This window comes from Paenibacillus xanthanilyticus, assembly GCF_042682185.1.
In the GTDB taxonomy this organism is placed as follows: domain Bacteria; phylum Bacillota; class Bacilli; order Paenibacillales; family Paenibacillaceae; genus Paenibacillus_Z; species Paenibacillus_Z xanthanilyticus.
The window spans coordinates 3,370,230-3,391,071 of sequence record NZ_JBHUHA010000001.1 but is presented as its reverse complement, the minus strand read 5'-3'; the positions used below and the strand labels follow the sequence as shown (position 1 = coordinate 3,391,071).

25 protein-coding genes and 1 riboswitch are annotated in these 20,842 nt (G+C 59.3%); of the genes, 18 read left to right on the top strand and 7 right to left on the bottom strand.

What is annotated here, in order from left to right:
- Positions 1-9 precede the first annotated feature (9 nt).
- The 3 genes from ACFSKT_RS14605 to ACFSKT_RS14595 form a co-directional block, all read right to left on the bottom strand.
- Positions 10-1,254, bottom strand: a complete 1,245-nt coding sequence (locus ACFSKT_RS14605) for an NAD(P)/FAD-dependent oxidoreductase (RefSeq protein ID WP_377721715.1) — start codon at positions 1,252-1,254, stop codon at positions 10-12.
- Positions 1,255-1,380: 126 nt separating this feature from the next.
- Positions 1,381-1,584: a hypothetical protein gene (locus tag ACFSKT_RS14600; RefSeq protein ID WP_377721714.1), complete on the bottom strand. Its 204-nt coding sequence runs from the start codon at positions 1,582-1,584 to the stop codon at positions 1,381-1,383.
- Positions 1,568-1,978, bottom strand: a complete 411-nt coding sequence (locus tag ACFSKT_RS14595; RefSeq protein ID WP_377721713.1) for a YtxH domain-containing protein — start codon at positions 1,976-1,978, stop codon at positions 1,568-1,570. The genes ACFSKT_RS14600 and ACFSKT_RS14595 overlap by 17 nt, the downstream gene beginning before the upstream one ends.
- 213 nt (positions 1,979-2,191) lie before the next feature.
- Between ACFSKT_RS14595 and ACFSKT_RS14590 the strand changes: the two genes are divergently transcribed.
- The 3 genes from ACFSKT_RS14590 (at position 2,192) to ACFSKT_RS14580 (ending at position 4,028) form a co-directional block, all read left to right on the top strand.
- Positions 2,192-2,356 carry a DUF1328 domain-containing protein gene (locus ACFSKT_RS14590; RefSeq protein WP_377721712.1) on the top strand — a complete coding sequence of 55 codons (165 nt, stop codon included), beginning with the start codon at positions 2,192-2,194 and terminating at the stop codon, positions 2,354-2,356.
- A gap of 69 nt (positions 2,357-2,425) precedes the next feature.
- Positions 2,426-2,830 (top strand): YflT domain-containing protein, encoded by a 405-nt coding sequence (locus tag ACFSKT_RS14585; RefSeq protein ID WP_377721711.1) that lies wholly within the window; start codon positions 2,426-2,428, stop codon positions 2,828-2,830.
- Positions 2,831-2,942: 112 nt separating this feature from the next.
- Positions 2,943-4,028 carry an AI-2E family transporter gene (locus tag ACFSKT_RS14580; protein WP_377721710.1) on the top strand — a complete coding sequence of 362 codons (1,086 nt, stop codon included), beginning with the start codon at positions 2,943-2,945 and terminating at the stop codon, positions 4,026-4,028.
- A 17-nt stretch (positions 4,029-4,045) separates the two neighbouring features.
- Here the strand turns inward: ACFSKT_RS14580 and ACFSKT_RS14575 are convergent, their stop codons facing one another.
- The gene (locus ACFSKT_RS14575) at positions 4,046-4,906 is read right to left on the bottom strand and encodes an AraC family transcriptional regulator (RefSeq protein ID WP_377721709.1); all 861 of its coding nucleotides are present in this window, start codon (positions 4,904-4,906) and stop codon (positions 4,046-4,048) included.
- 233 nt (positions 4,907-5,139) lie between these two features.
- On the opposite strand from ACFSKT_RS14575, the gene ACFSKT_RS14570 reads away from it, so the two are divergent.
- From ACFSKT_RS14570 to ACFSKT_RS14555, 4 genes are all read left to right on the top strand, one after another.
- Positions 5,140-6,312 carry a galactokinase gene (locus ACFSKT_RS14570; protein ID WP_377721708.1) on the top strand — a complete coding sequence of 391 codons (1,173 nt, stop codon included), beginning with the start codon at positions 5,140-5,142 and terminating at the stop codon, positions 6,310-6,312.
- A 284-nt stretch (positions 6,313-6,596) separates the two neighbouring features.
- Entirely contained in the window at positions 6,597-7,586 is a 990-nt protein-coding gene (gene galE, locus ACFSKT_RS14565; protein WP_377721707.1) for a UDP-glucose 4-epimerase GalE, read from the top strand.
- Positions 7,587-7,671: 85 nt separating this feature from the next.
- Entirely contained in the window at positions 7,672-9,249 is a 1,578-nt protein-coding gene (locus ACFSKT_RS14560; protein ID WP_377721706.1) for a UDP-glucose--hexose-1-phosphate uridylyltransferase, read from the top strand.
- Positions 9,250-9,459: 210 nt separating this feature from the next.
- Positions 9,460-9,918, top strand: a complete 459-nt coding sequence (locus ACFSKT_RS14555; RefSeq protein WP_377721705.1) for a hypothetical protein — start codon at positions 9,460-9,462, stop codon at positions 9,916-9,918.
- 348 nt (positions 9,919-10,266) lie between these two features.
- Here the strand turns inward: ACFSKT_RS14555 and ACFSKT_RS14550 are convergent, their stop codons facing one another.
- A complete protein-coding gene (locus ACFSKT_RS14550) occupies positions 10,267-10,491 on the bottom strand; it encodes a DUF1128 domain-containing protein (RefSeq protein WP_377721704.1) in 225 nt (74 codons plus the stop codon).
- Between the two features lie 121 nt (positions 10,492-10,612).
- Here ACFSKT_RS14550 and ACFSKT_RS14545 point away from each other — a divergent pair, with 121 nt between their 5' ends.
- The 8 genes from ACFSKT_RS14545 to ACFSKT_RS14510 all read left to right on the top strand — a co-directional run bounded on the left by ACFSKT_RS14545 (position 10,613) and on the right by ACFSKT_RS14510 (position 17,697).
- Positions 10,613-11,242 (top strand): DUF1256 domain-containing protein, encoded by a 630-nt coding sequence (locus tag ACFSKT_RS14545; protein ID WP_377721703.1) that lies wholly within the window; start codon positions 10,613-10,615, stop codon positions 11,240-11,242.
- Positions 11,243-11,298: 56 nt separating this feature from the next.
- Positions 11,299-12,144 carry an alpha/beta fold hydrolase gene (locus tag ACFSKT_RS14540; protein WP_377721702.1) on the top strand — a complete coding sequence of 282 codons (846 nt, stop codon included), beginning with the start codon at positions 11,299-11,301 and terminating at the stop codon, positions 12,142-12,144.
- 99 nt (positions 12,145-12,243) lie between these two features.
- The gene (locus tag ACFSKT_RS14535) at positions 12,244-12,903 is read left to right on the top strand and encodes a DUF6483 family protein (RefSeq protein WP_377721701.1); all 660 of its coding nucleotides are present in this window, start codon (positions 12,244-12,246) and stop codon (positions 12,901-12,903) included.
- Positions 12,904-12,915: 12 nt separating this feature from the next.
- Positions 12,916-14,088, top strand: a complete 1,173-nt coding sequence (locus ACFSKT_RS14530) for a class I SAM-dependent methyltransferase (RefSeq protein ID WP_377721700.1) — start codon at positions 12,916-12,918, stop codon at positions 14,086-14,088.
- A 270-nt stretch (positions 14,089-14,358) separates the two neighbouring features.
- Positions 14,359-15,057 carry a GGDEF domain-containing protein gene (locus ACFSKT_RS14525; RefSeq protein ID WP_377721699.1) on the top strand — a complete coding sequence of 233 codons (699 nt, stop codon included), beginning with the start codon at positions 14,359-14,361 and terminating at the stop codon, positions 15,055-15,057.
- Positions 15,058-15,084: 27 nt separating this feature from the next.
- On the top strand, positions 15,085-16,167 hold the full coding sequence (locus ACFSKT_RS14520) for an HD-GYP domain-containing protein (protein WP_377721698.1): 1,083 nt from the start codon (positions 15,085-15,087) through the stop codon (positions 16,165-16,167).
- Between the two features lie 12 nt (positions 16,168-16,179).
- Positions 16,180-16,274: riboswitch (cyclic di-GMP riboswitch) on the top strand.
- 90 nt (positions 16,275-16,364) lie between these two features.
- Positions 16,365-17,075, top strand: a complete 711-nt coding sequence (locus ACFSKT_RS14515; protein WP_377721697.1) for a PilZ domain-containing protein — start codon at positions 16,365-16,367, stop codon at positions 17,073-17,075.
- A 268-nt stretch (positions 17,076-17,343) separates the two neighbouring features.
- On the top strand, positions 17,344-17,697 hold the full coding sequence (locus ACFSKT_RS14510; RefSeq protein WP_377721696.1) for a hypothetical protein: 354 nt from the start codon (positions 17,344-17,346) through the stop codon (positions 17,695-17,697).
- Between the two features lie 161 nt (positions 17,698-17,858).
- On the opposite strand, the gene ACFSKT_RS14505 is transcribed toward ACFSKT_RS14510, so the two are convergent.
- Together ACFSKT_RS14505 and ACFSKT_RS14500 are read right to left on the bottom strand one after the other, a co-directional pair.
- Positions 17,859-18,173, bottom strand: a complete 315-nt coding sequence (locus ACFSKT_RS14505; RefSeq protein WP_377721695.1) for a dehydrogenase — start codon at positions 18,171-18,173, stop codon at positions 17,859-17,861.
- A 72-nt stretch (positions 18,174-18,245) separates the two neighbouring features.
- On the bottom strand, positions 18,246-18,692 hold the full coding sequence (locus tag ACFSKT_RS14500) for a cupredoxin domain-containing protein (RefSeq protein ID WP_377721694.1): 447 nt from the start codon (positions 18,690-18,692) through the stop codon (positions 18,246-18,248).
- Positions 18,693-18,900: 208 nt separating this feature from the next.
- Between ACFSKT_RS14500 and uptA the strand changes: the two genes are divergently transcribed.
- The 3 genes from uptA to ACFSKT_RS14485 all read left to right on the top strand — a co-directional run bounded on the left by uptA (position 18,901) and on the right by ACFSKT_RS14485 (position 20,813).
- The gene (uptA, locus tag ACFSKT_RS14495) at positions 18,901-19,509 is read left to right on the top strand and encodes an undecaprenyl phosphate transporter UptA (protein WP_377721693.1); all 609 of its coding nucleotides are present in this window, start codon (positions 18,901-18,903) and stop codon (positions 19,507-19,509) included.
- A gap of 92 nt (positions 19,510-19,601) precedes the next feature.
- Positions 19,602-20,168 (top strand): thioredoxin family protein, encoded by a 567-nt coding sequence (locus tag ACFSKT_RS14490; RefSeq protein ID WP_377721692.1) that lies wholly within the window; start codon positions 19,602-19,604, stop codon positions 20,166-20,168.
- 6 nt (positions 20,169-20,174) lie between these two features.
- Positions 20,175-20,813, top strand: a complete 639-nt coding sequence (locus tag ACFSKT_RS14485) for an MBL fold metallo-hydrolase (protein ID WP_377721691.1) — start codon at positions 20,175-20,177, stop codon at positions 20,811-20,813.
- The last annotated feature ends 29 nt before the right edge of the window (positions 20,814-20,842 follow it).

The following is a 20,842-nucleotide window of genomic DNA, read 5'->3' as shown; positions in this document are numbered from 1 at the left end:
CGCGGCGGCTCATGCATGAAGGCGTCGATCCGGAGAAGGACGATCCAGACGCAGCAATTCGGCAATCGGGTCGGGCTCTTCGCCTCGTATCATATCGAGCAGCAGCCGCGAGGCGAGCATGCTGTAGACCGTTCCGTTGCCGCCGTATCCCAGGCAGTAGTAGACGCCGGGCAAGGCGGGGTCGGGTCCGATGAAAGGAAGGCCGTCGCGCGATTCGCCGAACGTCGCGCTCCATTCATACGCGGGCTGGGCCGCAAGATCCGGGAACAGCAAGGCCAGCTCCCCCATCAATCGAGCCGTATGCCGGCGCAGCTCGCGGGCGCCGCGCACCGGGGCGCTGATGTCTTCGTCCAGTCCGCCGATCACGGCGCGGCCGTCCGGCGTCGTCCGCAAATATAAGTACGGCCGTTTCGTCTCCCAGATCATCCACTGCTTATGCCAGCCGGACAGATCCGCGACCGGTTCGGTCACGAGGGCGAAGGACCGGTGCAGCTCGGCTTTGACCAAATGGCCGCGCAGCTCCTCCGGTTCATATCCGATGGCATAGACGACATGCTCGGCTTCAATTACCGCGCCCGTCTCGGTCGTGAGACGGTGAACGCCGCCCGAAGGGACATGCGAGATGATTCCGGTCTGTTCGTAGACGGCGAGTCCGCGTCGGACCGCTTGATCGGCAAGCCCGTGAACAAAGCGGAATGGATTGATTTCGGCATCGCCGTGGGTGACGATGGCGCCTGCCTTGCGAAACGGAAAATGCGCCGCGATCCGGTCGGCCTCCCAAAATTCCACGTCGAATCCGTTATGGAACAGCGCTTCGTATTCGCGGCGAAGCTTCGGCTTATCTTGTTCCTCGCTTGCGTAATAGAGACTGCTCGTCCGGCGGAACCCGACGTCCGTATGCAATCCCTCCGCGCGCTGCTCCAGCTGCTCGACCGCGCTGCAGCAAGCGCGATAAAAGTCGACGGCAGGGCCATCGCCGATCTGCGCCATGAGATCGATCAGCATAATATCGTTGCTGAACTGCAGCAATCCCGTATTGGCGGCCGAGCTGCCGCCGGCGATCTCGCCGCGTTCAACCAAGAGCGTGTCGATGCCGGCCGACGCGAGCGCATGGGCGCACAATACGCCCGACATGCCGCCGCCGACGACGGCGACGCGCGCGCTCCGGTTCTCCGCAAGCTGCGGGTACCGCTTGTAGGCGGGCAGCGTATCGGGCCAGTAGAGCTTGCCGCTGTATAACGTTTTCGTGCTCATCGGACCTCTTCTCCTCCCGTTTCCTCCTGCCGATTTCCTTCTTATCCCCTGGAGCGGCGCAAACCATCCGGCATCCCGCGGAATATGGCAAAACGGACGGCTATTCAGCCGTCCGTTCGCGCAGTGCTATTCCTGAATCGGGTCCGGCACGAGGCCGTCCCGTTCCAATTCTTGATTGGTCTTCATCCGCTCCATATCACGGCCGAGCCGCCGCATATCTTCTGCATCCTGCACCATCGATCCGTTCTGAACGTCTTCGACGGGACGGGAGGCGCGTCCAGCTTGTCCAAGGTCGGCCGGCTCGATCCCATCCTTAGGATTGATAGGCATGGGAGGGCGTGGCCGTGCCCGTGCCCGTCGAACTGCCGGTGCTTGTGCTGCTGCTCGCGCTTGGCGAGCTGCCGAGCGTTTGCTTGTTATTTTCCTGATCGGCTTGCGCGTCGTTCTTCATGTTCTGGAATACGCCTGCCGTTGATTCGGCGGCCGTCGCGACCTTCTCCGCGGCCACCTTGCCGAATTCATTGACGCGCTCGCGGGCAGCCGCCGCTTTGTCCGCCGCCTGGGCAGCCATGAGCGATGCCCGTTCGCGGGCGGATGCCGTCAATTCGGACGATTTCATTTTCAGCGACTCCCTCATTTCCTTGCCGTTCTTCGGCGTTACGAGAAGAGCCGTCACCGCGCCGATGGCGCCACCGATCAGTAGACCTTTCATTGCGTTTGCCATTGTTCGTCAACTCCTTATAGGGAAGGTTTGGTTTAGAAGCGTCGCTAAGGGAAGTACGACTTCTTGCCCTGTTTATAACCGGGGGAATCGGCTTTGAAACGATTGCGGACAACCGTTTCAGCCGGGCGGACGGGCGTTTATATGCAGGATAGAGCGGCGGGCGGCATGTGGCTCGCCGGCTATTCTATGAATTTTCGAAAGGTGGGGATTCACATGATCGGATGGGCTATTTTGTTTTTCGTCATCGCAATCGCGGCGGGCATCACCGGCTTTTTCTGGCTGGCGTCCGCGGCAGCGGCAATCGCGAAGGTGCTGTTCTTCGTCTTTCTTATCCTGTTTATCGTCTCGCTCGTATTCGGCCGCAGAGGACGCGTATAGTCGACGATCGGCGCGCATAATCGGTGAACTTCAGGCAGGACGAGCATGATGACAAGGAGGTCTATCAGAATGGCGACCAACGTGACGAACGCAACGAAGGTGCATACCGTATCCACGATGCAGGAGGCGAAGGAGCAGATTCACAGCTTCATCGCGCAAGGTTATGCGAAGGACCAGCTATTCGTGCTGGCGCATGACAAAGACCGCACGGAACGGCTTGCGGAAGCGACGGATACCGAGCGCATCGGCCTGGAAGAGGAGGGCGTCATGGCGACGGTCGCGAATCTGTTCCGCTCGCGCGGCAAGGAACTGCGGGCGAAGATGCAATCCGTCGGCATTCGGGCGTCCGAGGCGGAGCGGCTCGAGAAGGAGCTCGACCTGGGCCGCATCGTCGTGATCGCATGGGGCGGCAAGCCGTACGTGAATGACGATTACGATCCGCTTATTTCGTACTATCCGCCGTTTTTGATCTAATCGCATAGGATGTACGCATGGCTCGGCGCGAGCAGCAAGAAGACCGTTCACGAAGGCGAACGGTCTTCTTGCTGTATGCGGGGCCGATCAACGGAAAGGGAGGCGTTGCGGCTTGCTGCCTAACACCCGATGGTTTCGCTTGGCTTACGGCACGATACTGCTGCTGCTGATTATTTACCTCGTGGCCAAAGTCAGCTTTCTCTTTCGGCCGATTGCTACGATGTTCAACATCTTGATCGTGCCGTTCATGCTGGCGGGCTTCTTCTATTATTTACTGCGTCCGATCGTGAATTATTTGACCGCGCGCAAGATGAATCGGTTCGTCGCCGTCTTGTTTATCTATCTGCTGCTCGGCGCGTTTCTCGCCATCTTCTTCATGAGCGTGTGGCCGGCGCTCGTCGCCCAGATCGAGCTGTTCGCCGAGGAAGCGCCGCAGCTGATCGAGGGCTTCCGGGAGCAGATGCTCCACCTGCAGCAGAACCGGATGGTGGCGGCGTTCACGGCGCCCGAGTCCGATCTGACCGCGAAAGTGTCGGAATACGTGGGCGAGCTCGTCAATAGAGCTTCCGCGTACTTGAACAACGTGATTCAAATGGTGACGGGCTTCGTCATCGCGGTTACGACCGCCCCGTTCATCCTGTATTACATGCTGAAGGAAGGGGACACGCTGCCGCACTATCTGATCGGCGCCGTGCCGCGCCGGTATCGGCCGGACGGGGTCAAGGCGCTGCGTGAGATCGACGCTGCGCTCAGCGGCTTTATTCTGGGGCGGATGATCATTACGTTCCTGCTCGGCGTCATGATGTACATCGGGTTTCTCGTCATCGGTCTGCCTTACGCGCTGCTCGTGACGGTCATCGCCACCGTGTTGAACCTCATCCCTTATTTGGGCCCCATCCTCGGCGCGATTCCGTGCGTGCTCGTCGCCTTCACGGCATCCCCCTCGATGGTGTTCTGGTCGCTCGTCGTGACGGTGGCCGCCCAGCAGATCGAAGGCAACCTGCTATCTCCGCTCATCTACGGCAAACGAATGGACGTTCATCCGCTGACGACGATTCTGCTGCTGCTCGTCGCGGGCGAGATCGCCGGCATTCTCGGCATCATACTATGCATCCCTTTCTATATGGTCGTCAAGATCACCATCATGCACGTCTACGACCTGTTCTTGGCCGAGAAAGTCGAGGAGCTGGTCGAGTAATCGCCCCCCCATGCCGCTCATATGCGGCGCATCTCTTCCCGGTACGCGCTCGGCGACATGTCATAGAACCGCTTGAACTGCTTGGAGAAATACAGCGCGTCCTGAATGCCGACCGAAGAGGCGATCTGCTCGATCGTCAGCTCCGGCCGTTCGCGCAGCAGCTGCCGGGCCTTGTCGATGCGCAGCTTGAGCAGGAACGTGACCGGCGTCATGCCGGTCCGCTGCTTGAACAGCCGGGACAGATACGCGCGGTTATAGCCGAGCGTGTCGGCCATCATCTCGATGGACACCGGCTCGGCATACTGCGTAGAGAGATAGCGGATGACCTGCGAGATGAGCGCTTCGCTATCTCCGCCTTGGCGGTCAGGCGCGCGTCCGCCTTCGCCGCCCGCGGCGCCAAGCTCGGCGAGCAGCAGCTGCAGGTAGCCGGCCGCGCGCAGATGCGCGACGCCGCCGCCCGCTCGAAACGTCCGCTCGATGCTGCGGAAGAGCACCGCCACCCGCCGGCTTGCCGCGCCCGCATGCGCCACGGGACTTGCGCCGGTCAGTCCCGTGACGGCGAGCAGCTCCGCGGCGTGGCGCCCTTCGAACGCGATCCAGCGGTAACGCCAAGGATCGCGTTCGTCGGAGGCGTAGCTGATCAGCTGCTCGGGGCGAATGAGGAACGTATGCCCCGCCAAGAGCGGATATATTTCGTCTCCGGCGGTGAATGTCCCGCTGCCGGAGAGGATATGATGCATGAGGAAGTAGTCGTATACCTTCGGCCCGATCCGGTGAGCGGGCTTTGTTTGGCTTTCGCCGGAAAACAACACATAGAGATCGCCGTGCGAATTCGGCACCGGGTTGGAAACCACCGTATACGAAAAAGGACGTTCCATACGCGCGCGCTCCTTTTCACCGATTCTACATATTTAAGTGAGCGTTCAAAAAGTCGACGATACATTAAGTCCATTGTACCATAAAAACGCCCCAAAACCGGACAAGCCTGCAACAGTAAGTCACATATCTCCATATAACGTGCACATTGAGCCATTTCGTTCGCGCGCGCATTTCGGTATACTAAGCCTATCAAAAGGTTTTTAAATTTGCAGATAAAGGAAAGTGGTCGTTAATGGCGAACATCCAGGAGCTTACAGCACGGTTTATCGAAATCTACGGCGGCAGCGCAGCTGACGTCAAAGTATTCCATGCCCCGGGCCGCGTCAATCTGATCGGCGAGCATGTCGATTACAACGGCGGGTACGTCTTCCCGGCGGCGTTGACGTTCGGCACGACGCTGGTCATCCGGGAACGCGACGACGAGCAGCTCGGTTTCGCGTCGACGAACTTCGACCTGCACAAAGTTCTACCGCTGTCGCCCGTCGTGTACGACGAGGCGGACGACTGGATGAACTATCCGAAAGGCATCATCAGCACGCTGCAGGATCAAGGCAAGACGTTCGCGCGCGGGTTCGACATGCTGTTCCACGGCGAAATTCCGAACGGCGCGGGCCTGTCCTCCTCGGCTTCGATCGAAGTCGTCACGGCGTACGCGGTGCTGAGCCTCGCGGGCTATGAGACGGACACGGTCAAGATCGCGCTGCTGGCGCAGAAATCCGAGAACGAATTCAACGGCGTGCAATGCGGCATCATGGATCAGTTCGCGGTTGCGAACGGCCGCAAGGATCACGCGATCCTGCTCATGTGCGACACGCTCGAGTACGACCTCGTGCCGTTCAACTCCGGCAGCTACAAGCTCGTCATCGGCAACACGAACAAGCGCCGCGGGCTGGTCGACTCGGCCTATAACGAACGCCGCGCGCAATGCGAGCAGGCGGTGGAGGATCTGAAGGCCGCGTTCCCGGGCATCACGCTGCTCGGTCAAGTGTCCCTCGCGGATTTCAACGCGAACGCGCATTTGATTCAGGACGAGACGGTCCGCAAGAGAGCGCGCCACGTCGTCGAGGAGATCGACCGCGTCGTCCGTTCGATGGAAGTGCTGAAGGCGAACGATCTGGCGGCGTTCGGCCAGCTGATGAACGCGTCCCACGATTCGCTCCGCGACTTATACGAAGTGACGGGCTTCGAGCTCGACGCGATGGTCGAAGCGGCGCGCCAAGTGCCGGGCGTTCTGGGTTCGCGCATGACGGGCGCGGGCTTCGGCGGCTGCACCGTGTCGCTCGTGCACGAGGATGCGGTCGAACGGTTCGAGGAAGAAGTCGGCAAGAAGTATAACGAAGCAACGGGGCTGACCGCGGACTTCTACGTCTGCTCGATCGGCAACGGCGTGGAACGTCTCGTGTAGTCTTCTTTGAATGATCCATCTTGATCCGCTTCGTGATCAATTGGCGGCTTTTTGAACGACCATTCAAGTGCAGGTTCAAAAAGTCGACAATTCAGCACCGAGAAGGTGGCGAGAAGGCGAAGAAGGAGGGGCGGAGTTTAGGCAGACCTAAATGAGCACCGGACTTCAAGCCTGAACGCCAGATTCGATGCCGAGATCCATCTTGATCCGCTTCGTGATCAATTGGCGGCTTTTTGAACGACCTTGTTAAATACAAATAAAGCGATAGAGGGAGAGAGATCGTAATGGCTGTATTGGTAACCGGAGGCGCAGGATATATCGGATCGCACGCGGTGGCGGCGCTGCAGGAGCGCGGGGAAGAGATCGTCATCGTCGACAACTTGCAGCAAGGACACAAGGACGCGGTGCTGGGCGGCAAACTGTACGTGGGCGATTTGCGCGACAGCGAGTTTCTGGACACGGTGTTTCGCGAGAACAAGATCGACGCGGTCATTCATTTCGCGGCCAACTCGCTCGTCGGCGAGAGCATGAAGGATCCCGGCAAATACTATCATAACAACGTCTACGGTACGCTTTGCCTGCTCGAGTCCATGAACAAGCACGGCGTGAAGTACATCGTGTTCTCGTCGACCGCGGCGACATACGGCGAGCCGGAGAGCGTGCCGATCCGCGAGACGGACCGCACGCTGCCGACGAACACGTACGGCGAGACGAAGCTGGCGATGGAGAAAATGATGAAGTGGTTCGACACGGCGTACGGCATCAAATACGTGTCGCTGCGTTACTTCAATGCCGCCGGCGCGCACGCGACCGGCCGCATCGGCGAAGATCACAGTCCGGAGACGCACCTCATTCCGCTCGTCCTGCAGACGGCGCTCGGCCAGCGTCCGCACATCTCGGTATTCGGCGACGACTATCCGACGGAAGACGGCACGTGCATCCGCGATTATATCCATGTCAGCGATCTGGCGGACGCGCACATTCTGGCCGTCGACCGGCTGCGTAAGGGCGGCGAGAGCGCGGTCTATAACCTGGGCAACGGCACGGGCTTCTCGGTCAAGCAAGTTATCGACATCGCGCGCGCCGTCACGGGCCGCGACATCCCGGCCGTCATCGAAGCGCGCCGCGCGGGCGATCCGGCTACGCTCGTCGCATCCAGCGAGCGCGCCCGCACGGAGCTCGGATGGAACCCGACGCGCAACAAGCTCGAGGACATCATCGGCAGCGCATGGGCATGGCACCAAGCGAATCCAAGCGGCTACAACGATAAATAATCGCGCGAGGCGCAAACTCCCCGCGCGGCCGGCCGACACGCCTGCCGGCTCGCCGCGCGCTGCAGTCTGAAAGGGGCATATACAGATGACGGAACAACATCAGACGATAACGGCCGGCGAGGCGCTGCTGTTGATCGAACGGCTCGTCCAATTCGCGGAGCAGCGGGGCATGATCGCGACGCTGGACCGTTTCGCGGCGCGCAATGCACTGCTGGACCTGTTCCGGTTCACCGAGCCGCACGCTGGCGAGGTACCAGCCGAAGAACTGCCAAGTCCGGTCCAATTGCTCGAGCCGCTGCTCGACTACGGCGCATCCATCGGCCTGATTCCGGACAACACGACCACGTTCCGGGATTTGCTCGACGCCAAGATCATGGGGCTGCTCATGCCGCGTCCGTCCGAGACGGCGTCCCGTTTCGCGAGCCTGGCCCGGGAGGGCGGCGTCGGGGCGGCGACGGACGATTTCTACCGGCTCAACATCGATTCGAACTATATCCGGATGGACCGGATCAATAAGAATCAATATTGGCAGCAGCCGACCGAGTACGGCAGCCTGGAGATTACGGTCAACCTCTCCAAGCCGGAGAAGGATCCGAAGGAGATCGCGCTGCTGAAGACGCTGGCGCCGAGCAGCTATCCGAAGTGTCTGCTCTGCGCCGAGAATGTCGGCTACGCGGGGCGAGCGGATCATCCGGCGCGGCAGAATTTGCGCGTCATCCCGCTCGAGCTGAAGGGCGAGCCGTGGTTCTTCCAATATTCGCCGTACGTCTATTACAACGAGCACAGCATCGTATTCCGCGCCGAGCACACGCCGATGCGGATTTCGCCGGACACGTTCGCGCGTTTGCTCGATTTCGTTGAGCAGTTCCCGCATTATTTCATCGGCTCGAACGCGGACTTGCCGATCGTCGGCGGGTCGATTCTGAATCACGACCACTTCCAAGCGGGACGCCACGTGTTCCCGATGGAGACCGCGCCGGTCGGCGCCGTCTTCGCGGACGCGCAGGCGCCGGGCGTGCGGTTCGGCACGGTGGCGTGGCCGATGTCGGTCGTCCGGCTGAACGGCGCGGACAAGGCGGCGGTGCTGGCGGCGGCCGAGCGCGTGCTGACGGCTTGGCGCGCGTACAGCGATCCCGAGGCGGATATCTTCGCGTTCAGCGATGGCCCGGACGGCCCCGTGCCGCATAACACGATCACGCCGATCGCGCGGCTGCGGGACAACGGGGAGTATGAGCTGGATCTCGTGCTGCGCAACAACCGCACGAGCGCGGAGCATCCGGGCGGCATTTTCCACCCGCATCAGCCGCTGCATCATATCAAGCAGGAGAATATCGGCTTGATCGAGGTCATGGGCCTTGCGGTGCTGCCGGGCCGCTTGAAGACGGAGCTGGAGGAGATCGCGCTGCTGCTGACCGGCGCCAAAGCGTACGATCCGTCCGCGATTGCGGGCGGACCGCTGGCCAAGCACGCGGTATGGATCGAGACGATGCTGCGCGAGCACGGCTCGGCGCTGGCGCCGGAAGCGGCCGCCGGCGTGCTGCAAGACGAGGTGGGACGCAAGTTCCTCGACGTCCTCAAGGATGCGGGCGTCTATAAGCGGACTGCGGAAGGACAGCAAGCGTTCGCGCGCTTCCTGCAATCGTTGGGATTGACGGCGCGCTAGATGGGGTTGAAGACAGTTTGGACGAACCGGAGCAACGGTTCAATCCAAGCTGTCTTTTTTTGAACCGATTTTCAGTGAGAACAAATGATCGGGAAAAAGCAATCATTATTTTTAAAAAATAATGGAATTTATTATAAATAAAAAAAAGGAAATGAATCCTTCATAGCGAATATCGAAACGACAAGTTCTTTTAACGAGGAGGTAGTTTTGGTGTCAATCTCGATCGTGGCTCTCGATGATTTTCTCAAGCTGTCGGCAGACGAGCAGGTAGAGAAGCTGAAGCAGTACAAAATCGATTATACGCTGAAGGACATTCGCGAGGTTTGGGGCTTTAAGCATTCCGCCCAGTACTACATGCTGCTGAAGAAGCTCCGTATTTACGAGCGCGTGGTCAATAAGTCCGACAAGTTCTATCCGGAGCAGCTTCTTCCTTCGCGCAACGGCTTCAATGCCGGCTATACGTATACCTCGACATCCCGGAAGACGCCAGCCGATCAGTTCGCCTATGAGCTCAACGTGACGATGAGCGGACCGGAATTGGCGGACAAATTGGAGCGATTGGCGCACTTTCTGAAGGGTGAACAGAAGGAAGTCACGATCAAGCTCTCGATCGCGGCCGACCATGCCTCGGACGACTTGACGGATGACGCGGAATTGGACGATATTTAATTTTTTTGCCTTCGCGCTTTACCGAGACAACGCATCTAAGCTTTAAGCCTTAAACAAGTAGACGCAACACAGCATTGCGGTCATAAAATGGCAGCCGGACTAACCGGAGTTCCCTTTTTCCATTCTTCCTCGACGTACTCTGGCTGGTTCGGGCCTCCGCTTTGCGATCCGAGACCGTCCGGTCGGACTGCCGACTCGCTCTTGCGCATTACCGTGTAGTGCCCCTTTTAGCCTGTAGAATCCGAAGCTTATTCGCAGCATGCGATGTTCGAACGACCGATTCTTTCCCGATCAAAAAAAGACGCGCGAGAGCGGTCGCTCTTGCACGCCTTTCTGTTCCCTCGCCGATTACTTGCGAAGTTGACCGAGCTCCGAGACGAGCGCTTCCACCTCGCTGATGCTGAATTTCTCCTTGCTCGCGACGACCTCATACAAATCCTTGATATCCTCGTAACGCTCGACGGTAAAGCTCGATGCCTGCATCGCGGCGGCCGTGGCCATCCGAAGCTTCACTTTGATCTCTTCAATCATGAATTCCACGTTCTCCTGCGTAGGCTCGTTCAAGTTTTTCATGCCGGGACACATCCTTTGTCTTTTCGCTGTCCGTATTGTACCATGAGGCCCGTATTACTGCCACCTGAGCGGTTTGAGCGGGCAGGTGAATTGGGGTACAATGGCGGTAAGGGGGAGAGCGATGAGAAGCAAGGCGAAAGGACGCCGCGGGCCGGAACAGGAAGCGACGGCATGGCGTCGCGCCGATCTGGCGGGGCTGCGGCTTTTTCTGAACGAAATCGCGGCGCGGCATCCGGACCCGGAGGGGATGGCCGTCGTCTGCATCGGCACGGACCGCTCGACGGGGGATAGCTACGGCCCCTGGGTCGGCACGCTTCTGGCCGAGCGCGGCTGGAAGAACGTCATCGGGACGATCGCGAAGCCCTGCGACGCGGACCGATACGAATCGCTGACGGCAGCGCTGCCGCCCGGACGCATCGTGCTTGCCATCGACGCGGGACTCGGCAAGCCCGAGAGCGTCGGCGTGTACCTCGTCGCGGACGGCCCGCTGCATCCGGCACGCGCGACGGGCGGACAATTGGCCCCGGTCGGCGATTACAGCATCGGCGGGATCGTCGGTCCGTTCAGCGCCAAGCCTTATTGGAGCTTGCAGCGGGCGTCGCTGCGTCAGGTGATCCGGATGGCGCGGGACACGGCGGAGGCAATCCAGCAAGCGTGGGGGTTCCCGCAGGCCGCAGGGGACAACGGCGCGGAGGCGGAAAACCCGTCCATTACGCAATTGGTCCGATTCATCATAGAGTCTGAACGGTGAATGAAGAATACGATCGACTTCTAATCTCTTATAATTTCGTAAAGGGCGTGTTATAGATGACAGCCGTAACCATTGCCAACCGCCAGACCGAGCTTGCAAACGGACTTAAAATCGCTTATTACGACTCCGGCGATAAAGAAGGCGTGCTGCCGCAAGGAGCAGCCGTGGTATTGCTGCACGGCTTCTGCGGCAGCTCGGCTTATTGGGAAGACGTGCTTCCGCTGATCGGCGGCTTGGGCCGCGTCGTGATTCCGGACCTTCGCGGCCATGGCTTAAGCTCGGCGGCAAGCGAAGAGGCATACGCGATGGAAGCGTTCGCGGACGATCTCTCGCAGCTGCTGGAGCAGCTGTCGGTCGAACGCGTCTGCTTGTTCGGGCACTCGCTCGGCGGCTATGTTTCCCTGGCTTTCGCCGAGAAGCATCCGGACAAGCTGGAGGCGTTCGGGTTGATCCACTCCACATCGCTCCTGGACAGCGACCAGGCGAAGATCGGCCGCGATAAAGCCGTGAATACGATCAAAACCGAGGGCATCGAGACGTTCGTGAACGGCCTTATCCCGAAATTGTTCGCGCCCGATCATCTGAGCGCGCTGGAGAACGCCGTGAAACGCGTGCACGAGATCGGCTACGCGACCTCGCCGGAGGCGGCGGCTGCGACCGCGCTCGGCATGAAGACGCGCAAGGACCGCCGCAGCGTGCTGGAGAACCTGGAGGTGCCGAGGCTGCTCGTGGCAGGCTCGGAGGACGGCGTCATTCCCGCCAAGAACACGTTTACTTCGGAAGGGAAGAACGTGTCGCAGGTGCTGCTTAGCGGCTCGGGCCATATGAGCATGATCGAATCGCCGGCCGAGCTGGGCAACCGCATTTGTGCATTTGTTCGTCATCTGTACGTGAAGAAATAAGGAAGAACGAATAAGGTGCCGCCGGCCGATCGGGTGACCGTATCTCGGAGGCGGCTCCTATCGTTAATATAGGCCGCGGCGCCGCAGGGAGAGGGAAGCGTGTTCCAACGGGACTATTTTATGCGCATGATCGAGCAGATCGGGGAAGTCAGCGGCGCGCTGCTTGGGCTTCGCCGGGAGAAGAAGCAGGAAGAGGCGCTGCAATTCATCGACGAGCAGCTCGACAAGCTGTTTCGGATGAACGGCAAGCTGGCCCGATCGTTGTCGGATACGGATCTCATCCGCATGATGTCGCGCAGCGGCGTCGTCGAGACGGCGAACGTGCAGGGCATCGCGCTGCTGTTGAAGGAAGAAGGGCAGCTGCACGAGGAGCTCGGCGACGAGGAGGCCGCGTACGCCGTCCGTCTCAAGTCGCTTCATCTGTTCGCGCGGATGGCGCTGCTGGACGCGCCGCCGCTCGCCAAACCCGCTGCCGAGGAGGCGGAGGAGCTTATCGCGAAGCTGGCGGCTTACGAGCTGCCTGTCGCCACGAAGCGGTTATTGGGGGAGTTCTACGAGGCGCACGGCCGTTTCGATAAAGCGGAAGATGTTCACTATGAACTAATGGAGGACGGCGAGCTGCCGCGGTCGGAGACCGAGGCATTCTATCGTCGTCTTCTTCTGCTGCCGGACGAGACGCTCGAGCACGGGGGCGTGACGCGGGAGGAAGTCGGGGCGGCGCTTAAGCAGTTGGATCGGTATGAAGAAACGAGGAGCTGAACGAGACTTACGATGGACACATGGATAACGGATATTCGGGAAGCGGTAGCGGCGGGACGGCTGCTGCAGGCTTCCTTCAGTCAACTGAAACGCAAGGACGGCGATACGCCGCCGAAGACGGCGGTACGGCCGATCGAGCTGCGCGGTAGCAAGTATTACCAGTTCGAATACCACTACCCGACGAAGGTTACGCACGAGAACGTGCCGGAAGCCGAAGCGGCGCAGCGGCTCGCGGAGTGGCTCCAAGCCCACTATCGCCAAGCGCTGCTTAAGACCGTGGATGCCGACATCCAGATCTTGTTTAACAAGAAGGGCAAAGCCGCCGTGCTGCGCAAGCCGCCGACGGCGAAGAATGCCGAGGCGCCGCTTGCGCACAACCGTCAGAAGCAGCGGGTGATCCAAGAAGGGACGGCGGCGCCGTTTCTCGTGGAGCTGGGCATTATGACGAAGGACGGTCAAGTGGCGGCGAAGAAGCAGGACAAGTACCGGCAGATCAATCGGTTTCTTGAAATGGTGAGCGATGTGCTGCCCGAGCTTCCGACGGACCGAGAAATCAAAATCGTCGATTTCGGCTGCGGCAAATCGTATTTGACCTTCGCGCTGTATCATCTGCTCGCGATCGAGCAGCAGCGGCAAATCTCCATCATCGGCCTGGATTTGAAGGAAGACGTGATCGCCTTCTGCACGGAGCTGGCGGAGAAGCTAGGCTACGACCGGCTGAAGTTCCAGGTTGGCGATATCGCGGATTTCAACGAGATTGCCAAAGCGGACATGGTCGTGACGCTCCACGCCTGCGACACCGCGACGGACGCGGCGCTCGCCAAAGCGGTCGGGTGGGGAGCATCGGTCATTCTGTCCGTTCCCTGCTGCCAACACGAGCTGTTCAAGCAAGTGAAGAACGAGACGCTTGCTCCGCTTCTGTCCCACGGCCTGCTTAAAGAGCGGTTCAGCGCGCTGGCGACCGATGCGGTGCGCGCGCAGCTGCTTGAAGTCATCGGCTACAAAGTGCAGCTGCTCGAATTTATCGATCCCGAGCACACGCCCAAAAATTTGCTGATCCGGGCCACGGCCGGCGGCAAGGCGAGCGCGCGCAAATGGGCGGAATACGTTGCCTTCCGGGATGGACTGAATCTTTCGCCCTATCTGGAATCGGCGCTTTCAGACCGTCTAGCCGCTATCAAGTAATCCTTAATGACTAGCAATGAAAAATATCACATACGGATTGTCGGCGGAAATCGCGTATGCTAGAATTAAACCGTACGCGAGTCCCGGTAATTAGTTCGTTTTAAAGGGTTTAGGAATGATCGTTTTGGGACTGATGGCAGGGGTGGATCTCTGCCTATTCCTCGTTCTTTTTGAGATGTTCGTTCATAGCGTAGTCATAGTTTCATCACCGCCGAAGCGAGGAAGAAGGGGCGCGGCCAAGCAGTCGGACGATGAGAAGGAGAGGATACGGTGGCATATCGGGGGAGGATAACCGCGCTGGCGGCCGCGATCGGCTTGTCCGGCTGCGCCGCGCTTTACGGGCTCTGGCCCGAGGAGAGCGGCCTGTTTCGGGCAAGCGCCGGCGCGCTGCTGTTTGCCGCCGTCTCCTTCCCCGTAGGCTGGTGGCTTGGCCTGAAGCATGATCGGCTGGCCCGGATGGCCGCCATGGATCCGCTGACGGGTGTGTACAATCGGCGCTTCGTGGAGAGCGGATTCGTTCGATTGGCAGCTCGCGCCGGCAAGCAACGCAAGCGAATGGCGGTCATGCTGATCGACGTGAACGACTTCAAGCAGGTCAACGATTCCCATGGACATGCCCAGGGGGACGCGGCGATCCGCGAGGTCGCGACGGCGCTTCAGAATGGCGCACAGCGCGGGGAGATCGTGGCGCGGTGGGGCGGGGACGAATTTTTGGTCATCTGTCCGTATGCGGACGACAAGACCGTCGCCGTCTTCTTGCGAAGGGTCCGCGAGCTGCTGGAGCACGCAACGCTTCGAACCGGCGTCCGGCTAGCCGTATCGGCGGGCGTCGCTTCGTATCCGGCGGACGGCGTACATCTGGGCCAGCTCGCGCAGCTTGCCGACGAACGCATGTACGCGGACAAACTATTGGGCAAGCGCCATAAAGCCGAAGAGGAAGCGATGCAGCAGGCGGCTCAAGCACAATAAACAGGCAATCAAAGGCGGAATGGCACAATGAGGAAAGCGCATATAACCTCGGTTAGGCCGGGGGATAAATTGGGGCGCACCGTCTTTCAAGAGAATGGCAATGTTCTGCTGGGGGAAGGCGTAGAATTAACCCAACGATTTATCGATCGGCTTGAGAATTTGGGCATCGACATGCTCTATATCCAGGATGACATGACCGAAGATTTGGAGCCGAGCTCGGCGATTCAGGACGAGACGCGGCGCAAGGCGATGGCCGAAGTCCACAAGACGATGACCACGCTCATGGATACGCACAAGACCAAAGGGCGCACGGTCGCGCCGGAGCTTGGCCGCACGTTCCGCACGGTATTCGGTCAAATGATGCAGGACCTCTCCGCAAGACAAGACATGCTTGTTAGCCTGACGAATATTCAGGCCATGGATTCTTACTTATTCAATCATTCAGTCAACGTTGCCATTCTCGCGGGCATCATAGGCGTGGCCAAAGGCTACAACCGCAATCAGCTGGAGGAGCTGGGCGTCGGCGCGCTGCTGTTCGATATCGGCATGACGCAGGTGCCGAAAGAATTGCTCGCCAAGGCGGCTTTCCTTAGCGAAGCGGAGCGGGGCCTGGTTCAGAAGCACGCGGAAGACGGGTTCAACTTGCTTCGCGCGCAGCACGACGTCTCTTTATTATCGGCCCATTGCGCGTTCCAGCATCATGAGCGGTTCGACGGGAGCGGGTATCCGCGCAAGATCAAAGGCGACGAGATTCACGAGTACGCGCAGATTATCGCCATCGCGGATGTGTACGACGCCTTAACCTCGCCGAGGCCGCACCGCAAACGGCATACGCCGACGGAAGCGATCGAGTTTCTGTTCGCGGCGGGCAACACGTATTTCGACGTCAACCTGATCAAATTGTTTTGCAAACATATTTCCATCTACCCGATCGCGACGACCGTGCTTCTAAGCTCCGGCCAGATCGCCGTCGTATCCGCCAACAACCCGCTGGCCGTCCATCGTCCGACGGTGCGGATCATTCGGGAAGCGGACGGCAATCCGCCGGCCGCGGCGTACGAGATCGAGCTGAAGAATTCCAACAATCTGCTCATCGTCAAGGAAGTTTAACTACAATCGAATGCAGGACAAAGGCAAACTTGTCGAAAGACAAGGACGCAAAGCTAAAGGGTCTACCGTTTGCGCGCATCGCGAACAATGACAGCCTGGCCGCCGAAGCGAGGGCATCCGTGAACAGGATGACGAAGTCGGCTTAAGTACCAGGGAGCGGCTTTTTTTATTTTGTATCCACGGAGGTCACATCCATCATGACGAGAACATCAAGAGTCGAACAAACCGCCGTATATGGCAAAGAAATGACGACGTATCCCCTAGAGACGCTCCTGCACAGCAGGACGGTGGTCGAGAAGGACGGATACGTATCCACGGGACTGCTGACCCATGTGGAAGGCGAGATGCTGGAGATCGAGATGTCCGAATTCAAATCGTTTCATTTGGGAGATCCAGTCCATCTCACGCTCTATTCGCCGGTGGGCATCCAGCGGATGCAATCCACGGTCATCGCGAAGGCGGAAGGGTCGCTTGCGGTGCTGCTCCCGCCGAAGTCGCTCGCGGGCTTGGAGGAGAAGCGGGAGGCGAATCGCGTCGAGGTCCGGCTGGACGGCAGGCTTCAGCCGAGCGTCCGGGCGAATCAGACGGAAGCCGAGGAAGGCGATGAACAGCAGGCGGTATTCAAGACGAAGAACGTCTCGCTAAGCGGCATCGGCTTCGAGACCGTTCATAACGTGAAGCTCCGTATCGGCGATCTCCTGCCGGCGGTCGTCTCGATGGGCTTCGAGCTCAGCTGCCATATTGAAATCGTCCGAAGCGAGACGGAAGGCGAGTTTTGCTTTTACGGCGCCCGTTTTGTGGAGCTGAACGAGCTGCAGGCAAGAATGCTTCGCGCCTTCTTGATCCGCGAGCAGGTGTCGAATTATTACCGGGTCAAGGAGAAGCGCAAGGCGCTTGCGCGGATGTAAGACATTGGCGCGCTGCCCGCGAATGTAGGAGGATGAGGGGAACCGGCCGCGGCCGCGTTTCCCTTTTTCAATATATAGGAGAGTCCAACCACTCTGCTGTATGACCGCGGAATGCCGCCGGTTGAAGCTGCGCGTCATCTGCCGAGGACCGTCAAATCTACCGTATCCAATCCTCCCGAAAATAGGTGATAGACCGCGTGCGTTCGTCCGGTCCGCGCTTGTTTCCCTAGCATATGCTATAGGAAACTTACGAGGAGGGGTTGGAAGAATGGCATCGACTCGAATAAAACCGAAGCGTCTCGCATCCAGCACGGGGAGGGTGATCCGGACAGCCAAAATACCGGTCGGAAGCACGCAATCCGTCTACTTGAACCGGTTGACGGTGCTGTGGGTCCAGAACAACGGCGTTACGTTCAGCACGAACGGGTTTTTCGCGCGTTTGTACCGGAACAATTCGCTGATCTCGACCGCCTTTTTCGACAACTTCGGCGTCGTGCAGTTCCGCAACGTCGGCGTGCTCACGACGTCTAACTTGACGATCCGCATCTTTAATTCCGCCGGCGTCCAGTTCCGTTCCCGGTCGATTCCGGCCGGCTCGGAAGCTTTCGCCGTCATCGGCTAACGCAGGTTGTGTGCCGGACGCTGCGTACGTGAGATGCCCTTCTGGCGGGCGTCCCTCGGGCGTGCGCGAAATAATCGAGTTTCTATTGAAAGAGGTAAACGCGAAAGAAAGAGGACCTCGACTTCCGCCACGATGGCGAAGCGAGGTCCTTTTTTTGCGCGCTACCCGCCGAACGCTTCACGGAAGGCCGCCTGCAGCTTGGCTAGGTCCACTTCCCACAGCTCGGCGATTTCCGCGCTGACATTCTCGTCCCACCAGTCGGCGAGCTTGCGGCGATTGCTCTGGTTTTCCGCGATCCAGGGCAAGTTGAGGGCGACTTTCTTGAAATACAGCTTTTCCGCCGCTTCCAGCTTCTCCTTGGGCACGTAGACGTTCAGGCGCTTGACGGTCCGGTACAGCTCGTTATCGCAGGCACGCCGAATTTTGCGCGCGGTCGGCAGTCCGGCCGCATGTTTGGATGGGGGGGATGGTTTCATCGTAACCGACTCCTCTCATTCCCCTATATATGCGCCCGGCTGCTGATTGGTCACCGGCCCGGCAGGCGCTTGTTATTGGACGTAGATGTAGCCGACCATCGGACCGTTATGCTCGCGCGTATCATGCGTTTGGCAGATGATCGGATAGGTGCCTTTCTGCTCCGCTTTGAATTTGACGACCGTTGTTTTGCCTTTTTCCACCGTTCCTTGAATGCCGAGTCCTTCGATGACGAACGGATGCGATTCGCCGCTGATGCCCGTCAGACGCAGCTCCACTTCCTCTCCGGCATTGACGAAGATGCTGCTTGGCGACCAGAGATACGCTTCGATCTTTTTGTTGTTCGCGTCGCGAGCCTCGAATTCGCCCGTCACCAGATGCATGACCCGCGTCTGGCTCGGCGTCGCCATCGCGGCCTGCGACTGGTTCCACTTGAAGCATACGACCGCTACGACTAACGCCAAGAGCAGGACCGCGAACAGCTTGATTTGCTTTTTGGTAATCACGAAAATGTTGGTCATGGAACGCCCACCTGCTTTCATCATATTGAACACAGCTAGTCTATGCGCGGGCTTGTTCACGCATGTCTGCCGGTTTGGACAAAGCGGCGCCGAGTGACGGAATTGTCACTTTATTGTGTGTCTGGTCTTATGGAGGCATGGCACTCAATGTGCTAGAATACCGATAGAGACAGAAGCGACAAAATTTAGAAATGTTAGGAGACGGAGAATGGAGTGGATTCACGAGCTAGCAACCACCGCGTTGCACTGGATTGAAGAGTTAGGCTATTGGGGCATCATTATCGGTCTTGCGATCGAAGTCATTCCGAGCGAAATCGTGCTGGCGTTCGGCGGTTACCTGGTGTATAAGGGCGAGATTTCGTTCCTGACCGCGGTCATCTGCGGCACGATCGGCGCGGTTATCCAGCAATGGATACTGTATGCTATCGGCAGATTTGCCGGCCGGCCATTCTTTGAAAAATACGGCAAGTACATCAAAATTTCGCCCAAGCATCTGGATACGGCGGAAAAATGGTTCAATAAATACGGCTCCGGCATCGTCTTTACGGCGCGGTTCGTGCCGGTCATGCGCCAAGCTATCTCCATTCCGGCGGGCATGGCGCGCATGAACTTCTGGCTGTTCACGATTCTGACGCTGCTCGCGTCGATCCCGTGGTCGGTGCTGTTCGTCTACTTGGGCAATTCGCTCGGCGACCAGTGGGAGAACATCGACGAGAAGGCGGGTCCCTATATTCAGCCGGCCCTGCTGATCGCGATCGCGCTGTTGATCGTGTACGTGCTGTTCAAGACGCTTCGCAAACGCGGCAAAACGGTATAATTTGGTGCCTCGGCGCCTGGTTTGGTACAATAGGAACAGGCTGGACCAACGATTGACTCGTACATAACGATCCTTTCCCAGGAGGGATACCGATGAGCAAGAACGTAGCGAACAAGCTGAACCAAGGCATCAGCCCGCAGCAGTTTATTGAGGGGATGCAGAAGAATAAGGAAGCGTTCGAGGATTGGGGCAACCGCTTCGAATGGAGCACCGAGGAGGACCGTGCTTTCTTTGAAGGCTTGCGGAATCGCGGCGACCTGCGCGTGCTGATCTTGATGGCCGAGTGGTGCGGCGACGTCGTGCGCAACGTCCCGGTCGTGTTCAAAGCTCTGGAGAATTCCGGCATTCCAGTCGACGTGCTGGTCATGGAAGACCATCTGGATACGATGGACGAATTCCTGACGATGGGCGGGCGTGCGATCCCGATCGTCATCGTGGCGAACGCCGAAGGCGACGTGCTCGGTCAATGGGGACCGCGCCCGGCGCACGTGCAGGAGGCGATGATCGCCTTCAAGCAGGCGAATCCGGACCGCGAAGCGGCTGATTACCAGGAGAAGCTCGCTGAGACCCGCCAAGAGATGGGACGCCGTTACGGCGAAGGCACCGATTACCAGCACACGATCGTGACCGAGCTGCGCGAGCTGCTCGCCAAGGTGTAAGCGATCATGACGCTGCGAATCGAATCATTCTCCCTTGGACCTTTGCAGACGAATTGTTATTTGGTTATCGACGAAGCCGGCTCTCGCGGCTTCGTCGTCGATCCCGGCATGGGGCCGAAGCGGCTGCTCGACCGGATCGCGACGCTTGGCTTGACGATCGAGGCGATCGTGCTGACGCATGCGCACTTCGATCATATGGGCGGCGTCGACGAGGTGCGCAAGGCGCTGAAGTGCCCGGTCTATCTGCACGATCTGGAGGCGGACTGGCTGACGGATGCGAAGAAGAACGGCTCGACGCGTTGGCCGGACGTGACCGGTCCGCTGACGACCGAGCCGGCGGAATACGCGCTGGCGGACGGGCAGAAGCTGGCGCTGATCGGGCACGAGTTCGGGGTGCTGCATACGCCGGGGCACTCCCCTGGCAGCGTGAGCTTGGTATGCGGGGAGCATCTGATCAGCGGGGACGTGCTGTTCCGCCAATCGGTCGGACGCACGGACCTGCCTGGCGGACGCGAGCGCGATCTGTACGACTCGATCCGCGGCAAGCTGTACAAGCTCGATCCGAACACGCGCGTCTACCCGGGACACGGCCCGCAGACGACGATCGGATTCGAAATGGCGAACAACCCTTACGTTTCGGCTTAAGCCGGGCGTAGGGGTTTCTCCATGAGTAG

Bases quoted from the DNA above. Each gene is read 5' to 3' on its own strand.
- ACFSKT_RS14605 (WP_377721715.1), bottom strand. From the start codon at position 1,254: ATGAGCACGAAAACGTTATACAGCGGCAAGCTCTACTGGCCCGATACG.
- ACFSKT_RS14585 (WP_377721711.1), top strand. From the start codon at position 2,426: ATGGCGACCAACGTGACGAACGCAACGAAGGTGCATACCGTATCCACG.
- ACFSKT_RS14485 (WP_377721691.1), top strand. From the start codon at position 20,175: ATGACGCTGCGAATCGAATCATTCTCCCTTGGACCTTTGCAGACGAAT.
- ACFSKT_RS14560 (WP_377721706.1), top strand. From the start codon at position 7,672: ATGACGGAACAACATCAGACGATAACGGCCGGCGAGGCGCTGCTGTTG.
- ACFSKT_RS14540 (WP_377721702.1), top strand. From the start codon at position 11,299: ATGACAGCCGTAACCATTGCCAACCGCCAGACCGAGCTTGCAAACGGA.
- ACFSKT_RS14545 (WP_377721703.1), top strand. From the start codon at position 10,613: ATGAGAAGCAAGGCGAAAGGACGCCGCGGGCCGGAACAGGAAGCGACG.
- ACFSKT_RS14520 (WP_377721698.1), top strand. From the start codon at position 15,085: ATGAGGAAAGCGCATATAACCTCGGTTAGGCCGGGGGATAAATTGGGG.
- ACFSKT_RS14510 (WP_377721696.1), top strand. From the start codon at position 17,344: ATGGCATCGACTCGAATAAAACCGAAGCGTCTCGCATCCAGCACGGGG.
- ACFSKT_RS14600 (WP_377721714.1), bottom strand. From the start codon at position 1,584: ATGCCTATCAATCCTAAGGATGGGATCGAGCCGGCCGACCTTGGACAA.
- ACFSKT_RS14595 (WP_377721713.1), bottom strand. From the start codon at position 1,978: ATGGCAAACGCAATGAAAGGTCTACTGATCGGTGGCGCCATCGGCGCG.
- ACFSKT_RS14575 (WP_377721709.1), bottom strand. From the start codon at position 4,906: ATGGAACGTCCTTTTTCGTATACGGTGGTTTCCAACCCGGTGCCGAAT.
- ACFSKT_RS14550 (WP_377721704.1), bottom strand. From the start codon at position 10,491: ATGAAAAACTTGAACGAGCCTACGCAGGAGAACGTGGAATTCATGATT.
- ACFSKT_RS14515 (WP_377721697.1), top strand. From the start codon at position 16,365: ATGACGAGAACATCAAGAGTCGAACAAACCGCCGTATATGGCAAAGAA.
- ACFSKT_RS14490 (WP_377721692.1), top strand. From the start codon at position 19,602: ATGAGCAAGAACGTAGCGAACAAGCTGAACCAAGGCATCAGCCCGCAG.
- uptA (WP_377721693.1), top strand. From the start codon at position 18,901: ATGGAGTGGATTCACGAGCTAGCAACCACCGCGTTGCACTGGATTGAA.
- ACFSKT_RS14570 (WP_377721708.1), top strand. From the start codon at position 5,140: ATGGCGAACATCCAGGAGCTTACAGCACGGTTTATCGAAATCTACGGC.
- ACFSKT_RS14530 (WP_377721700.1), top strand. From the start codon at position 12,916: ATGGACACATGGATAACGGATATTCGGGAAGCGGTAGCGGCGGGACGG.
- galE (WP_377721707.1), top strand. From the start codon at position 6,597: ATGGCTGTATTGGTAACCGGAGGCGCAGGATATATCGGATCGCACGCG.
- ACFSKT_RS14500 (WP_377721694.1), bottom strand. From the start codon at position 18,692: ATGACCAACATTTTCGTGATTACCAAAAAGCAAATCAAGCTGTTCGCG.
- ACFSKT_RS14505 (WP_377721695.1), bottom strand. From the start codon at position 18,173: ATGAAACCATCCCCCCCATCCAAACATGCGGCCGGACTGCCGACCGCG.
- ACFSKT_RS14590 (WP_377721712.1), top strand. From the start codon at position 2,192: ATGATCGGATGGGCTATTTTGTTTTTCGTCATCGCAATCGCGGCGGGC.